The 14,765-nt window shown below is 71.5% G+C and carries 13 protein-coding genes and 1 pseudogene; 8 read left to right on the plus strand and 6 right to left on the minus strand.

What is annotated here, in order from left to right; genetic code table 11:
• Positions 1-4 precede the first annotated feature (4 nt).
• Together FHX31_RS17950 and FHX31_RS17955 are read right to left on the minus strand one after the other, a co-directional pair.
• Complete coding sequence (locus FHX31_RS17950) at positions 5-1,135, minus strand: Gfo/Idh/MocA family protein (protein WP_013477292.1); 1,131 nt, start codon at positions 1,133-1,135, stop codon at positions 5-7.
• On the minus strand, positions 1,132-2,295 hold the full coding sequence (locus FHX31_RS17955; protein WP_013477293.1) for a DegT/DnrJ/EryC1/StrS family aminotransferase: 1,164 nt from the start codon (positions 2,293-2,295) through the stop codon (positions 1,132-1,134). Before FHX31_RS17955 ends, FHX31_RS17950 begins: the two co-directional genes overlap by 4 nt.
• A 332-nt stretch (positions 2,296-2,627) precedes the next feature.
• On the opposite strand from FHX31_RS17955, the gene FHX31_RS17960 reads away from it, so the two are divergent.
• From FHX31_RS17960 to FHX31_RS17975, 4 genes are all read left to right on the plus strand, one after another.
• Complete coding sequence (locus FHX31_RS17960) at positions 2,628-3,059, plus strand: type II 3-dehydroquinate dehydratase (RefSeq protein WP_013285616.1); 432 nt, start codon at positions 2,628-2,630, stop codon at positions 3,057-3,059.
• Positions 3,060-3,150: 91 nt separating this feature from the next.
• A complete protein-coding gene (locus tag FHX31_RS17965) occupies positions 3,151-3,504 on the plus strand; it encodes a DoxX family protein (RefSeq protein WP_013285615.1) in 354 nt (117 codons plus the stop codon).
• 8 nt (positions 3,505-3,512) lie between these two features.
• Complete coding sequence (locus tag FHX31_RS17970) at positions 3,513-4,448, plus strand: ROK family protein (RefSeq protein ID WP_184976827.1); 936 nt, start codon at positions 3,513-3,515, stop codon at positions 4,446-4,448.
• Between the two features lie 11 nt (positions 4,449-4,459).
• Positions 4,460-5,020: an NADPH-dependent FMN reductase gene (locus FHX31_RS17975; protein ID WP_013285613.1), complete on the plus strand. Its 561-nt coding sequence runs from the start codon at positions 4,460-4,462 to the stop codon at positions 5,018-5,020.
• 139 nt (positions 5,021-5,159) lie between these two features.
• Here the strand turns inward: FHX31_RS17975 and FHX31_RS17980 are convergent, their stop codons facing one another.
• The 3 genes from FHX31_RS17980 to FHX31_RS17990 form a co-directional block, all read right to left on the minus strand.
• A complete protein-coding gene (locus FHX31_RS17980) occupies positions 5,160-6,383 on the minus strand; it encodes a glycosyltransferase (protein ID WP_013285612.1) in 1,224 nt (407 codons plus the stop codon).
• A gap of 90 nt (positions 6,384-6,473) precedes the next feature.
• A complete protein-coding gene (locus FHX31_RS17985) occupies positions 6,474-7,886 on the minus strand; it encodes a glycosyltransferase family 2 protein (protein ID WP_184976828.1) in 1,413 nt (470 codons plus the stop codon).
• Positions 7,887-8,187: 301 nt separating this feature from the next.
• A complete protein-coding gene (locus tag FHX31_RS17990; protein ID WP_184976829.1) occupies positions 8,188-8,802 on the minus strand; it encodes a TetR/AcrR family transcriptional regulator in 615 nt (204 codons plus the stop codon).
• 297 nt (positions 8,803-9,099) lie between these two features.
• On the opposite strand from FHX31_RS17990, the gene FHX31_RS17995 reads away from it, so the two are divergent.
• A complete protein-coding gene (locus FHX31_RS17995; protein WP_184976830.1) occupies positions 9,100-9,246 on the plus strand; it encodes a hypothetical protein in 147 nt (48 codons plus the stop codon).
• A gap of 273 nt (positions 9,247-9,519) precedes the next feature.
• The gene (locus FHX31_RS18000; RefSeq protein ID WP_184976831.1) at positions 9,520-11,046 is read left to right on the plus strand and encodes an FAD-dependent monooxygenase; all 1,527 of its coding nucleotides are present in this window, start codon (positions 9,520-9,522) and stop codon (positions 11,044-11,046) included.
• Between the two features lie 83 nt (positions 11,047-11,129).
• Here the strand turns inward: FHX31_RS18000 and FHX31_RS18005 are convergent, their stop codons facing one another.
• On the minus strand, positions 11,130-11,741 hold the full coding sequence (locus FHX31_RS18005) for a TetR/AcrR family transcriptional regulator (protein WP_071095660.1): 612 nt from the start codon (positions 11,739-11,741) through the stop codon (positions 11,130-11,132).
• Positions 11,742-11,871: 130 nt separating this feature from the next.
• Here FHX31_RS18005 and FHX31_RS18010 point away from each other — a divergent pair.
• A pseudogene (locus FHX31_RS18010) lies at positions 11,872-12,733 on the plus strand (SDR family oxidoreductase).
• Between the two features lie 105 nt (positions 12,734-12,838).
• A complete protein-coding gene (abc-f, locus tag FHX31_RS18015) occupies positions 12,839-14,494 on the plus strand; it encodes a ribosomal protection-like ABC-F family protein (RefSeq protein ID WP_184976832.1) in 1,656 nt (551 codons plus the stop codon).
• The last annotated feature ends 271 nt before the right edge of the window (positions 14,495-14,765 follow it).

A 14,765-nucleotide genomic window follows, 5' to 3' on the forward strand; every position in this document is an offset into this window, starting at 1 on the left:
GTTCTCACCCGGCGCGATGGCCCACCAGTGCGTGCTGGCGCTCCGGCCGGGTGGGCCGGGCGCACTGGTAGATCCGTTCGATGATGTCGATGGTCCGGCGGGCCTCGACGACGGCCGCGCCCCGGGCGGCCGGGTCGGCGAGCAGCCCGGGCAGGGCGTCGAGCTGGTGGTCGTACTCCGCGCCGATCGGCTCCCCGGGCAGCGGCAGCCGCGCGGTCCGGCCGTCGCGGGTACGCGTCAGCACCGGCGTGGGCTCCCGGTTGGGACTGAAGCCGAACGTGCAGCGCAGCGTCGCCGACCCCGCGGCGCCGTGCACGGTGACGGTGGTGCGGTCCAGCGACTCGTGCGAGGCCCAGCAGGCGTGCAGGGCGACGGAGGCGCCGGTGTCGGTGAGCAGGAAACCCCGGGCGGTGTCCTCGACGTCGCCGGGAACGTGGCCTGCGGTGTCGGCCCCGCCGCGCCAGGCGGCGTGGGCGGCGCTGTCGTTGACGAAGTCGTCCGAGACGCTGCCGATCGCGTGAGTGACCCGGGCCGGGCCGAGCAGCGGCAGCACCGTGTCGAGCAGGTGCCAGCCGAGGTCCACCAGCGCGCCCCCGCCGGACTGGTCGCGGCGGGTGAACCAGCCGCCCGCGTCGGGCACCCCTCGGGCGCGAACCCAGGCCACATCGACGTGCCGGATCGGGCCCAGCCCGCCGGCCACGTCGGCCAGCGCCCGGATGTCGGCCCGGTAACGGGCAGCGCTGCCGGCCAGCAGCACCGCGCCGCCGTCGCGCTCCGCGTCGGCCAGGATGCCCGCCTCGGCGGAGGTCAGGCAGACCGGCTTCTCCAGGAACACCGGTACGCCCCGGCGCAGCAGCCGGACGGCGACGACCGCGTGCAGGTGGTTCGGTACGGCGACCACCGCCAGGTCGACCGTTCCGGCGGGCAGGTCCTCGACGTCGGCGTACGCGGACGCGACGGCGTGGGTGTCGCGGGCCTGATCGCGCACCACGGGCTGCGGGTCGACCACGGCGACCACCTCGAAGCCGGGGTGTGCGGCGAGCCGGGGCAGCCAGATCTCCCGCCCGGCCCAGCCGAGGCCGACCACCGCGACCCGCACCGGCCGGCCGGCCGCGGCCGGGGGCCGGGCCGTCATCCGGCGAGGACGTCGGCGAGCACGGCGGCGATCTCGTGCATCTGCTGCTCCGTGCCGAGCAGGGTGCGGTGGTGCAGCCAGACGCAGTCGGAGTGGATCTGCTCGGTGTTGGGGCAGCGGGCCGCGATCGCCTCTACCGACTCGTCGGACGCGCCGGCCATCCAGAAGCCCTCGCACCGGTAGATCGCCCGGAACGCCACGAACGCCGGGACGCCCCGGGCGATGAGCGCGTCCACCACGGCACGGCGGCGCTCGATGCCGATCCCGGGGACACGGAACATCGCCATGTAGTGCGGGTTGCGGTCGGTGCGGGGGTCGGTCGCCTGCGGGACGACGCCCGGGATCTCGGCGAGCAGGCTCGACAGCAGCGGCCAGCGCTGCTCGCGCAGCGCGATCTGCTCGTCGAGGCGGGTCAGCTGGGCGCGTAGCACAGCGGCGGTGAACTCGCTCATCCGGTAGTTCGAGCCGGTGGTGCTGTGCAGGTATTCGCGGTCGGTGCGGGGCCGGCCGCAGCTGTGCACGAGGAATGCCCGCTCGCGCAGTTCCTCGTCGGGGAAGACGACCGCTCCGCCCTCGCCGGCGGTCATGAGCTTGCCGTTCTGGAAGCTGAAGGCGGCCACCGAGCCGAGCGCGCCGGCCCGCCGGCCCCGCCACTGCGCGCCGTGGGCGTGTGCCGCGTCCTGCAGCAGAGCCACCCCGGCGTCGGCGGCGAGCTTGTCGAGCGCGTCCATGTCGGCGAACTGCCCGGCCATGTGCACCGGCATGATCACCTTGGTACGGGGGGTGATCGCGGCCTCGACGGCGGCGGGGTCGACGCAGTAGGTGTCCAGGTCGACGTCGACCGGCACGGCGACCGCGCCGAGACGCTGCGCGGCCAGCGAGGACGAGATGAACGTGAAGGCCGGGACGATCACCTCAGTACCGGGGCCGACGCCGAGCACCTCCAGCGCGACTTCCAGCGCGTGGGTGCCGTTGGTGACGGCGAGCGCGTGGGGGCTGCCGTGGTAGTCACCGAACTCCCGCTCGAAGGAGTCGACCTCACTGCCGCCCATCCGCCACCACTGACCCTGTTCGAGGGCGCGGATCAGTCCGGTTCGCTCCTCGTCGCCGTACTGCGGCCACTCGGGGAACTCGGACACCGTCGAGGGCTGACCACTCATGACTTCCCACTTCCCAACTCGGGCAGACCAGGGGCTTCGACTGACCATCGGGCGGGACGACCCGAGACCGCCGGTACGCGGTCCGGGCACAGCGGAGCACCGGATGGCCGCGCGGTACGTGACGCCTCCGTCCGGAGCCGGCGGCGTCGCTCAGCAGGGAGGACGGTAACCGACGCGGATACGCGGTCACCGCCCCTAACAGCCCCTAGCCACCCCTTAGTCCACCCGCGCCTCGGGCGCCGCCGGTTCGCCGGGAGCCGTTGGCGTAGTAAGACTGCGGTGACCAGTCATCAGGCTCTGCGGGACCAGGGCCGTGCCCCACGAGGTGAAGCGTGTCGGACGTACTGCTGCTGAACGGCCCGAACCTGGGCATTCTCGGCCGGCGGGAACCGGAGATCTACGGCACCGACACCCTGGACGACATCCAACGCGCCGTCGGCGAGGAGGTCGCCACCCGGGGCTGGGGTGTGGTCGCCGAGCAGCACGACTGCGAGGGTGCGCTGATCCGCACGATCCAGAACAGCTACGACACGGTGGGCGCGATCGTCAACCCGGGCGCCCTGATGATCGCGGGCTGGAGCCTGCGCGACGCGCTGGCCAACTACCCCCGGCCCTTCGTCGAGGTGCATCTGTCCAACGTGTGGGCGCGGGAGAGCTTCCGGCACGACTCGGTGATCGCCCCGCTGGCCAGCGGGGTGATCGTCGGGCTCGGAGCGCTGGGCTACCGGCTGGCCGCGCGCGCCCTCACCGCGACCGTCCGATGACGACCGGGCACCCCGCCGTCCAGTGCCGTGGGCGCCGGCGTGCCGGCAGCGCGGTCGTCCGCACGTCCCGACTCTTCCCGAAGGACCTCACGTGGAGATCTCCGTCCTCGTCCTGACCCTCGTCCTCGCCGCCGTGTTCGTGGGCACCGCCGTGCCGAAGCTCACCGGGCAGGCACAGATGCGCGAGCGGATGGACCACCTCGGCGTCTCGCCGGGGCTGACACGCGCGCTGGGGGTGCTCGAACTCGCCGCGGTCGCCGGGCTACTGCTCGGCCTGCTCTGGCCGCCCCTGGGCATCGCCGCGGCGATCGGTCTCGCCCTGCAGATGGCGGGCGCGGTCGTCTACCACTCCCGGGCCAAGGACCCGGCCGCGACGATCCTGACGCCGGTGATCTTTGCCGTGGCCGCCCTCGCGCTCGTCTACCTGCACGTGCGGCTGGGCTGAGGCCGGCCGTGTCCGGTCCGCAGCGCCACGGCCGCGTCCTCGGCATCGACGTCGGCGGCACCAAGGTCGCGTTGCGCGCGGAGGCGCCCAGGCAGCCGGCGTACGACCGCACCTTCCGCTGGCCCCGGACTGCCGACCCGGCCGCCGACCTGACGGTGCTGGCCGTCGAGGTGGACCGGCTGCGCGACCGGTGGGGACCGGTGGACGCGGTCGGGGTGGCCATGCCGGCGACCACTGACACCGGTGGCACCGTCACCACTTGGCCCGGGCGCCCCGGCTGGGTGGGCCTCGACCTCACCGGCGCGCTGCGCCGCCTCTTTCCCGACGCGGCAACCGCCGTCGCCGACGATGGTGATCTCGCCGCCCTTGCAGAGGCGCGCTGCGCCGGCGCGGACGACGTGGTCTACCTGGGCGTCGGCACCGGGATCGGCGGTGGCGTCGTACTGGCCGGCCGGCCGGTGCCGGGCCGGTCCTCCGCCGAGATCGGTCACGTGGTCGTCGCTCTCGATGGTGAGCGCTGCGACTGCGACCGGCATGGCTGCCTCCAGTCCATCGCGTCCGGCCCCGCCACCCTGCGCCGTGCTGCCGCCCGCCGGGGCGGCGAGGTGGGCTTCGATGACCTGCGGGCCGGACTCGACGGGCGCGAGCCCTGGGCGGTGGCGGCGGTCGAGGAGAGCTGCCGGGCGCTGGCGGCGGCGGTGGTGAGCCTCGGCGAGATCCTCGATCCGGCGCTGGCGATCGTGGGCGGCGGGTTCGCCGCCGGCCTGCCCGGCTTCGTGCCGCTCGTCGCGGAACGGGCACGCCGCGCCGGCCGGCCCGGGCGTCCGGCGCCACCGGTGCGTCCCGCCGCCCTCGGCGGGCTGTCGTCCCTGCACGGCGCGGTGGAGCTGGCTCGTGACCTGACCGGCACGCCGGCTCCCGCGCGCCCCACCCCCATCGCGTAGAGGAGAGCAGCATGGTCAGGATCGGTGTCATCGTCGGCAGCACGCGACCCGGCCGCAAGGCCGACGCCGTGGCCCGCTGGGTGCGCGACGTCGCCGCCAAGCGGGGCGACGCCACTGTCGAGCTGGTCGACATCGCCGACTACGCCCTGCCACACTTCGACGAGGTGCTGCCACCGTCGATGGCGCCGTCGCGACGCCCCGCCGTACGCCGCTGGGCGACGACCGTGGCCGGGTTCGACGGCTTCGTCTTCGTCACGCCGGAGTACAACCACTCCATCCCGGGCGCACTGAAGGATTCCCTCGACTTCCTCTACCAGGAGTGGCAGCACGCCGCCGCCGGCCTCGTCAGCTACGGCGTGCACGGCGGCACCCGGGCGGCGGAGCACCTGCGGCTGGTGCTCGGGCAGCTCGGCGTCGCCGACGTCCGCTCCCAGGTCGCGCTCTCTCTGACGACCGACTTCGTCAACTTCCGCGACTTCCGGCCGGCCGCGCACCACGAGCAGGCCCTCGGCACCATGCTCGACGAGGTGGTCGCCTGGGCCGGCACACTGCGGACGCTGCGCCGGGCCTGACGCCGCTGCGGCTGCGCGGGCCGGTGACGGGGGTCGGGCATCCAGCGTCGACCCGCCCGCTCGGCACGGCACGGCACCGGTCGCCTGGGTCCGTGGCCGGGCCCCGCCCGGTCGTGAGCCAGGGGGCGGGGCTGCCCGCTCAGGCTCCCGGTGCGACGACCAACCGCTCCGCGGCGACCTGCGCCGCGTCGGTGCGTACGACGCCGGCGAACTCGCGGGCGCGGGCGGCCACCTCCGGCCGCAGCGCGGCGCCCAGAGCCTCGGTCAGCGACTCGACGGTCGGCACGGAGCCGGGGTGTGCGGTGCCGATGCCGAGCGCGGACACCCGGCGCGCGAAGTAGTGCTGGTCGTACACCTGCGGTACGACGACCTGCGGCGTCCCGGCCCGCGCGGCCGTGGTCGTGGTGCCCGCGCCGCCATGGTGGACCACCACGGCCACCTCCCGGAACAGGTCCTGCTGGTTCACTTCGCCGACCACCAGGCAGTCGGGGGACCGGTCGACCGGCGAGAGCGGCGCCCAGCCCCGGGAGACGACCAGCCGGCAACCGACCGCGCGCACGGCCCGCACGGCCGTCTCCAGCAGACCCGGGGGTGCGGCGACGCTGCCGAATCCGACGTAGACGCACGGCCCGCCGGCGTCCAGGAAGGCCGTCAGCTCGGCGGGCAGGGCCCGCTTGTCGGGCAGGAGCCAGGCGCCCGGTTGGTAGACGGCCGGATCGGCGACGTCCGGCCAGGGTGCCAGGGTCGGGTCGGTGGCCAGCCACGGCCGGTCGGTGTGGATGTGGTCGCTGACGTCGTCGACCGTGCCCAACCCCACCGCCGACCGCAGCGCGTTGAGGGGCGCGGCGAAGGTGTCGTTGACGTGCCGCAGGTTGGCGGCCCACAGGTCGCTGTTGTCGGCCGACGCGGGCGCCGGGACCTCCCCGAACACCGGCAGCGGCAGCGGGGGGTGGTGGGGTGAGGGAAGGGCCGCAGGGCAGAGCGCCGCGAAGACGTACGGGATGCCGCGCTTCTCCGCCACGGTGCGGGCGGCGATCTGGAGGCCCGTCGACGCGACGAGGACGTCACAGTCCCGGGCTGCGGCCGACAGCACCTCGAACTGGATGCCGATGGAGGACTCGGCGAGCTTGCGTACCTGCGCGGGCGAGGGTTTCGGCACGGCGGCCCGCGACCTGGGCGCCGCCGACCTGCGCCAGGGCGGGCCGACGGGCACGAAGGGAATCCTGAAGCTGGCCACCCAGCGGGCGAAGTCGGGCGGGGCGCAGAGGCGGACCTGGTGGCCGAGGGCCGTCAACCGCGACGCGAGCGCCACCAGTGGTTGGACATCGCCGCGCGACCCGAGAGTCGACAGCAGTACGCGCATGATACTCGCCTTTCCGTCTTTTGCGCCGGATCCGGGCGCGGCTGGGCCAGGCCCGACAGCGTTGTCGGGCCTGGCCGCACCGTCGATCTGCTATCCCCGCGTCGTGGAGCGCCCCGGCACCAGGGCAGCGGGTCGCGCTCTGGCGGCGGTCTGGGCGGGTACCCGGCGCGCGGCGCCGGGCGCGGGTCGGAGGGGCCGCAGGATCAGTACGTGGCCGAGCCCCTCGACCGCGCGCAGCTCGGCCGCGCAGGCCGCGGCCTGCGCCTGGCGCAGGTAGTCCAGCGTCTGCGGGTCGGCGGCGCACATCCCCGGCGTCGAGTCGGCGGTGGCGACCAGGTGGACCTCGCCGGCCAGCAGCAGCGAGGCCGAGATGAACTGGCAGAGTTCCGGCCACAGCAGGTACCGCCAGAAGTCCACGCTGATCACCGCGTCCAGGCTGCCCGGCGGCATGGGCGGGGCGACGCCGAGCAGGTGGAAGTTGGTCCGCCCGATCGGTGCGGCGTAGTCGTAGGTCAACGCCGAGGTGGGCAACCCGGAATCGGCGCGGCCGGTGCCGATCCAGAGCGTGCGGTGCCCCCGCACCTGGCCGGCGAGGCGCGCGGCGGCGGGCCCGATGGCGCAGGCCGACCGCTCGACGCACTCGTCGATGAGCGCGCGATAGTGCAGGATGCGCCGGATCGCCTCGTACCCCATGACGGCGGTAAGGAACTCCCACTCCAGGCACGGATAGAGCCGGGCCGCCTGCTGGAAGTTGGCCTTCATCTCCATCCAGTTGCGGGTGATGTTCTTGTGGTGCGGCAGGTGGACGACCCGGGCGTCGTCGTCGTAGCCGAAGTTGACGCCGTCGGGGAGGCTGCGGTCGACGCGGTAGAACAACTCGACGTCCTCCACGCCGTAGCTCAGACCGAACGCCTCGCGGTAACCACCGACCTGGGCGAAGTGAGCGCTGGTCAGCGAGATGTTGTGCGTGTAGGCGATGACCCAGCCGGCCCGGAGCCACTCGCCCCCGTCGTCGGGAAACCCCGTGGCGAACCGCAGGTCGCCGCCGTGCGGGAAGGCGCGTGCGACCGCGTGCGACTCCCCGGCCAGCACTGCCGGCAGGTCAGCGAGGCCGATCTCGTCCCGCCGCCCGATCAGCACCGCCGCGTTGCCGGGCACGCTGTGCCAGGCGAGGTGCCGCTCCAGCAGGTCGGGCACCGCCCACGAGTCGGCGTCGAGGAAGACCAGCAGAGGTGCGCAGGCACGGCGCGCCCCCTCGTTGCGGGCGACGGAGCGGCCCTTGCGCTCGGCGAGTTCCAGCACGCGCAGGCGGAGACCGGCACCCTCGGCGAGCGCCTCGGCGTACCCGTCGGACGAGCCACCGTCCCGGACCACGATCACCTCGAAGCGTTCCGGCGGCAGCGTCTGCCGGGTCAGCGCCCTGAGGGTCAGCGCGAGGCACTGCGGATCCTGGTAGGTCGGCATCACCACGCTCAGCGCCGGAGGGTTGGTGGGCAGCGACATGGCGATCCTCTCCGTCAGACGATCTTGCCGTCGGGGGGCGGCGACATCGTCAGACGATAACTCTCCGCGACGACATCCTTACGCATCAATAGGGGTCTATAGGGGTGCACTGTCCCGACATGACAGTCGCCGCCTGACCGGAACCTAACCACGCGCAGGAGCAGCAGCCGCGACAGGAAGCAGAGGGTTAGATCAACCCGATTCGGCCGGCGAACTCACGTACGCCTGGCAGGTTGCGGCTGTCGCGGCCGAGGAGTTCGGTGGCGAGTTGCTGCGCCCATGGCCGGTAGCGGCCACGCCGTCAACAACGCTCATGGTCACTGCAACGAGTTGATGTGCCGTACGCGGCCATGAACATGTCCAGCAGTCCGTCGACCGCGTTCTCGTCGATGGGGCGGGTTGACAGCAGCCAGCGGTAGTAGAGAGTGCCGCATAGCACCTCGGCGGCGAATTCCAGGTCCGCTCCTGGGGCGAGTTCACCGGCGCGCTGAGCGCGGGTGATCCGGTCGAGGGTGCTCTGCTCGACGGTGGCCAGGAACCGTTCGTGCAGGGTCGCCCGTAGCGTGGAATCGGCCTGCGCCTCGGCGATGACTCCGCGGTAGACGGGGCCGATCGGCGGGCTGGATAGGGCCAGGCTTGAGCGTAGGAACTGTTCGCGCAAATCCGCACGGACGTCCGGGGCGTTGCGGTAGTCCAGATCGCTGGTCCACACGAGGCTGAGCGCGTCGAGCAGCAGCGCCGCGATGGACGGCCAACGCCGGTAGATCGTGTGCTTTCCGACCCCGGCCCGCCTGGCGACCGCCTCGATGCTCAGTCCCGCGTAACCGACCTCCGCGGCCAGATCGAGGGTCACTCGCAGCAGTTCTTCAGTGCGTGCAGCGCCTCGGCGCCGTGGCGTGGCAGGCGTGTCGGTCATGCCGCGATCCTATCGGCACACGGCGTGCCGTTGACAATGCAGCGGGCTGCGTGCGACATTAGGCCCCGATCGGCACGGTGCGTGCCGATGGAGGAGTGTGGTGGCATGTCGCCACCCGCGGGCCCAGGATTGCGCCTCATCAAATCCGCAAGGAGTGATCTGCCATGAGCAGCACCGAAAACAGTGAGCACGAAGGATTCGCGGCCGAGGAGCGGGCCGCGATGAGGACCACGCCCAGGAGTTGAAGAAGGCCGTGCGCCGACGGCCCGCAACCTGTCGGCGACCGCCGACCACCGGATGGCCGCAGCGGCCAAGCCCGACTTCGAGCCGGTAGGGGTGCTGCACCAGGTGAAGGCGCCCACGCTGGTCATCGAGGGCAGCCACGAGCCGGTCAAGCCGGGGCACGGCACGATCATCCCGAGCAGATCCCGGGAGCGCGGCTGATGATCGTGCCGTGCCCCGGCTTGGGCCACATGCTGCCGCCGGAGGCGCACGAGGAACTGGTCGCCGCCATCCTCGCGCACACGGCGGGATGACACGATCAAAGATCGGTCGAGATGAATCTTCATGATTTCACCCGGCAACGCGCCGCTGGGTGAGGAATCGTCAACCGAGGCCAGAATCCACGGAAATGGGGAGTAGCGAAGTGCGTGTGCTGTTGACCGCGTGCGGGTCACGCGGGGATGCGACGGAAGCGTACGAGCGGAGTCGCCAGTGATGAACGCCGACGTGGTCATTGTGGGCGCCGGTCCGACCGGGCTGATGCTAGCCGCTGAGCTGCGTCTGGCCGGTGTGCGACCGCTGCTGCTGGAGCGGCAGCCGCAGCGCCGGGACACCCCCAAGGCCGGTGGTCTCGGCGGGCAAATCCTGGAGCTGCTGCGCTACCGGGGCTTACTGGAACGCTTCGAAGCCGCCTGCCCCGGCCCCGGCCTCGCCCCCCGGTTCCCGTTCGGCGGCGTGCACCTGGACTTCACCCAGCTGCCGGATCCCCCGCTGCACGCCCTGCCGCTGCCGCAACCGCTGCTGGAGCGGCTGCTCGATGAACGCACCGGCGAACTCGGTGTCGACGTCCAACGTGGGCACGAGGTGATCGGGGTAAGCCAGGACGAGGCCGCGGTGACCGTGGAGGTGCGGGGCCCGGACGGGCCGTACCGGATCAACGCCCGCTACCTGGTGGGCTGCGACGGCGCGCGCAGCCGCATCCGCGACTGGGCTGGCATTGGCTTCCCCGGCACCACCTATCCGGAGGTCAACCGGCTGGCCCAGGTCACCCTGCCCGACACGGTGACCGTGCTCGGCAACGGCGATCTCGACGTGCCCGGCTTCGGCACCATCCGCGCCGGCTTCACCCGCACGGACCACGGCCTGCTCGGCGTCGGCTCATCGCCCGACTCCAAGGTCGTCTCGGTCTACACCATCGAAGACGAGAACACCGAATACGACGACGACGTCTCGATGACCGTCACCGAACTGCAGGACAGCGTCCGCCGCGTGCTCGGCGCGCACCTGCCGGTCGCCGAGGCGCTTCGGCTGTCGCGCTTCACCTTCAAGGCCCGCCAAGCCGAGCGCTACCGGGCCGGGCGGACCCTGCTGGCCGGGGATGCGGCGCATCTGTTCCCGGCCACCGGGGTAGCCCTCAACGCCGGCATGCTGGACGCGGTCAACCTGGCCTGGAAGCTGGCCGCCGACCTGCACGGCTGGGCGCCGCCCGGCCTGCTGGACACCTACCACGGCGAACGCAGCCAGGCCGCCGCCCGAACCATGCTGCACACCCGCGCCCAGGTGGCACTCCGGCGCGGGCACGACGCGGCCGCCGAAGCACTGCGGGAGGTCTTCTCCGAACTGCTCACCGACGAGCAGCCGCTGCGTCGCATGGGAGCGCTGGTATCCGGTACCGACATCCGTTACCCGATGCCCGGCGCCGGCCACCACCCGCTGGCCGGCACCTTCGCCCCCGACCTCACCCTGCACACCGACCAGGGTGTCACCAGCGTCGCGGAGCTCATGCCTGGTGCGCAGCCCGTCCTCCTCGACCTCGCCGACCGGCCGGACCTGCGCGAGGCCGCCCGGGACTGGCGGCATCGCGTCAACCTCCACACCGCCAAGACCGACGATCGACCGGCCGACGCGCTCCTGATCCGGCCGGACGGCCACATCGCCTGGGCCGCGACCCTCGATGAACCCGCCGACACCGCCGCGCCCGCGCTGCGCGAAGCGCTCTCCGGCTGGTTCGGCACGCCCTGAAACGACGCCAGATCGCCCACGCTCACGGATGCGGGGCCCCTGACCTTGGCGTCCAGAGGAACTCAAGGGATGTTTCGCAAGCCTCAGCGACGCGGGCGCAGCCCGTTGAGAGCGGTCTCGACGATACTGTCGGCATAGTCGGGGGTGAGCGCTCTGCTGCGCTGGAGCCATCGGTTGAGCAGGGGCCCCCAAAGCATGTCGACGGCCACGTCGAGGTCGAGGTCCTCGGCCAGCTGCCCAGCCCGCTGGGCGCTGCGCAGTCGCTGCTTCTTCAGTTCTCTCATCGGGCTGTCCAGCCGTTCGGCGTAGAGAGCGGCGAGTGTCGAATCATGGGTGATCTCTGTGTTCAGGGCGCGCATCGGCTCGTCGTAGCGCGGATCGTTGAGTTCCTCGATCGTGGCTCGAAGTACCCCCTTCAGGTCTGCCTCCAGATCACCAGTGTCGGGCAGGGCGCTCCCTCCGCCGTCTGGCTGCTCGCTGAGCATGAGGAAGGAATCGAAGAGGACCGCCCCCTTGGAGGGCCACCAGCGGTAGATCGTTTGCTTGCCAACACCCGCCCGGGCTGCGATGCCCTCGATGCTCAGCTTGGCGTATCCCACCTCCTGCACCAGCTCGAAGGCTGCGGCGAGGATGGCCCGCCGGGAGGCTTCGTTCCGGCGGGTCGCGTTGGAGGGGGACGTGCGGTGTGTCGTCATACCGCAACCCTAACAAGCTAACTAGACGAGACGGTCCGTCTTGACCCAGCGCAAGGGGAGTTGATACCGTCGCCATTATGACGAGACGGACCGTCTCGTCTAGTCAACGCAGCCGATCGGAGTCCTGCATATGCACACCCCGAATAGCGCCTCCTCCCGCACCTGGTTCATCACCGGAGCCAGCCGCGGCCTGGGCCGTGCGTTCGCTCTCGCCGCACTGGAGCGCGGCGATCAAGTGGCCGCCGCCGCCCGCACCATCGCCCGGCAGGACTTCGACGACCGGTACGGAGATCGGCTACTTGCCCTTCCCCTGGACGTGACCGACCGCGACGCGGTGTTCGCCGCCGTGAACGCCGCCGTCGAGCACTTCGGTCGGCTCGACATCGTGGTGAACAATGCTGGGACCATGTCCTCGGGCATGGTCGAGGAGTTCACCGAGGCCGAGGCGCGCGCCCAACTGGAGGTCAATCTCTTCGGGGCGATGTGGGTCTGCCAGGCCGTCCTGCCGCACCTGCGGGCCCAGTCATCCGGTCACATCGTGCAGGTCTCCAGCATCGCCGCCCTGGGCGGTTTCCCGAGCACCGGCATGTACAGCGCGAGCAAGTTCGCGCTGGAGGGCATGAGCGAGGCACTGGCGGCGGAGGCCGCGCCGTTCGGTATCAAGCTCAGCATCGTCCAGCCCGGCGGCTACTGGACCAACCTGTACACCAGCATGACGACGACGGCAGCCTTGGCGGAATACGGCCCGTTGCGCGCCGAGCTGGAAAAGCACTGGGCCGAGGGCTCGATCGACAGTGAGCCGCGTCTGGCCGCCGACGCGCTGCTGAAGCTGGTCGACAGCTGAAGACCCGCCGCTGCGGCTGCTGCTCGGCAGCATGGTCTACGACCTGGCCTTCGACATCTGCCAGCGGCGGATGGAGACCTGGGCTGCCTGGGAGCAGGTCAGTCGCGCTGCCGAGCACGCCGTGCCCGCCCCCGAAATCGCTAGTTGACCGACGGACCGGCGTCAACACCGGCCTTTCCGGCACCAGAACCGCCGCACCGCCAACTCCGGCAGCGACAGTCCACTCGACCGCGCCGACATCAGGAGGACGCTCATGCGCATCGGTCATCCCTCATCCGACACTCAACTCGCCCTGTCCGGCGTCACCAAGCGGTATGACGACAGGATCGTGCTGAACGAGGTCTCGCTCACGGTCAAGCCCGGCGAAAAGGTCGGTGTGATCGGCGACAACGGGTCCGGAAAATCCACTCTGCTGCGCCTGCTCGCCGGACGAAGCCGACCCGACAACGGCTCCGTCACCGTCGCGGCGCCCGGTGGCGTCGGCTATCTGGCCCAGACCCTGGACCTGCCCGGAACGGCCCTCGTCGGCGACGCCGTCGATCTCGCGCTGGCGGACCTGCGCGACCTGGAGCGCCGGATACGGCAGGCCGAGTTCGGCCTGGGTGAGGCCACGCCCGTCGAGCTGGCCCTCTACGGCGAACTGGTCGCCCGGTTCGAAGCCCGCGAGGGATATCAGGCCGACACCCGGGTCGAGATCATGCTGAACGCACTCGGCCTGCCCGGACTGGACCGCAACCGCCTGCTCGGCACCTTGTCGGGCGGGCAGAGGTCCCGGCTCGCGCTGGCCGTGACCCTGGCCGCAGCTCCCGAGGTGCTGCTCCTCGACGAACCCACCAATGACCTCGACGACCAGGCCGCCGCCTGGCTGGAGAGCCACCTGCGAAATCACCGGGGTACCTTGATCGCGGTCACTCACGACCGGCTTTTCCTGGAGCGGGTCACCTCCACCATCCTGGAGGTAGACCACGATCTGTCCACTGTTCACCGTTACGGCAACGGCTACACCGGATTCCTGGAGGCCAAGGCGGCGGCCAAGGCACGCTGGGCGAGAGAGCACCAGGAGTGGCGCGCCGAGTTGATCCGCCAGGAAGGGCTGGCTGATTCTCATGCGAAACGGCTGGCCGCCATCCCGCGCAAGGCCCCGGCCGCCTTCAGCGGGGCGGGCGCGTTTCGCGCCAGATCACGGGCGCACGGGGCGATGAGCAGGATCCGCGGCGCTCGTGCACGGCTGAAACGGCTCCATCTGAACCGAGTTCCGCCGCCTCCGCCGCCTTTGCGGTTCACCGCCCACGTCACCGTTGCCGACATCGGCACCGCCGGCCCTCTCGTGGAACTGACGGACGTGCGTGTCGGCGAGCGCCTGTACGTCGAGTCACTGCGGATCCAACCGGGAGCACGCCTGCTGGTGACCGGACCCAACGGAGCGGGCAAGACCACGCTCCTGCGCGTCTTGGCCGGCGAACTCGCCCCCGACACCGGCACAGTCCGCCAGGCTCCCCGCGTGGGTCACCTGCGTCAGCAGAACGGCATGGTGTACAACTCAGGCACGGTCCTGGAAGCGTTCGCGGCAGGGCGACCGGGAGATCCAGCCGAACACGCCGATGCGCTACTCGCGCTGGGACTGCTCCGCGCCACCCATCTCGCCTCGCCGGTCAAAGCTCTCTCTCCCGGACTGCGTCGCAGGCTCGAACTCGCCCGCATGGTCAGCGAACCGGCCGATCTGCTGCTCCTGGACGAACCCACCAACCACCTGTCCCCAGACCTGATGGACGACTTGCAGAATGCTCTGACCGATTACGAGGGTTCACTCGTCATCGTCACCCACGACCGGCGCATGCGGGCTGCCTTCACCGGCTCCCACCTAGAGCTCAAGGCGGGCAGGGCGACCCTGCCCCACATCGCTGTGTGACCACGACGGGGCCCGCTCGTCGTTCACAAGCACATCCTGGCTGACCCGGGCAACGACCCGCACGTCATCAACCTGAGGGGCCGGCTCCAGTGCGGAACGACATGGCTGATATCGGCGGGTAATCCCGCATAGGTGAGCCGAGTTCTGCCGTCGCCGCCGGGACGGACCGCGCCAACGCCCGGCCACTCGCTCCGCTGCCCGAACCGATCATCGCCCCGGACGCTCGCCCACCTTGCACATCCACCGACGTAACCGGTCGGTGGCATCCTCC

Source organism: Micromonospora sp. CNZ286 (genome assembly GCF_014207755.1).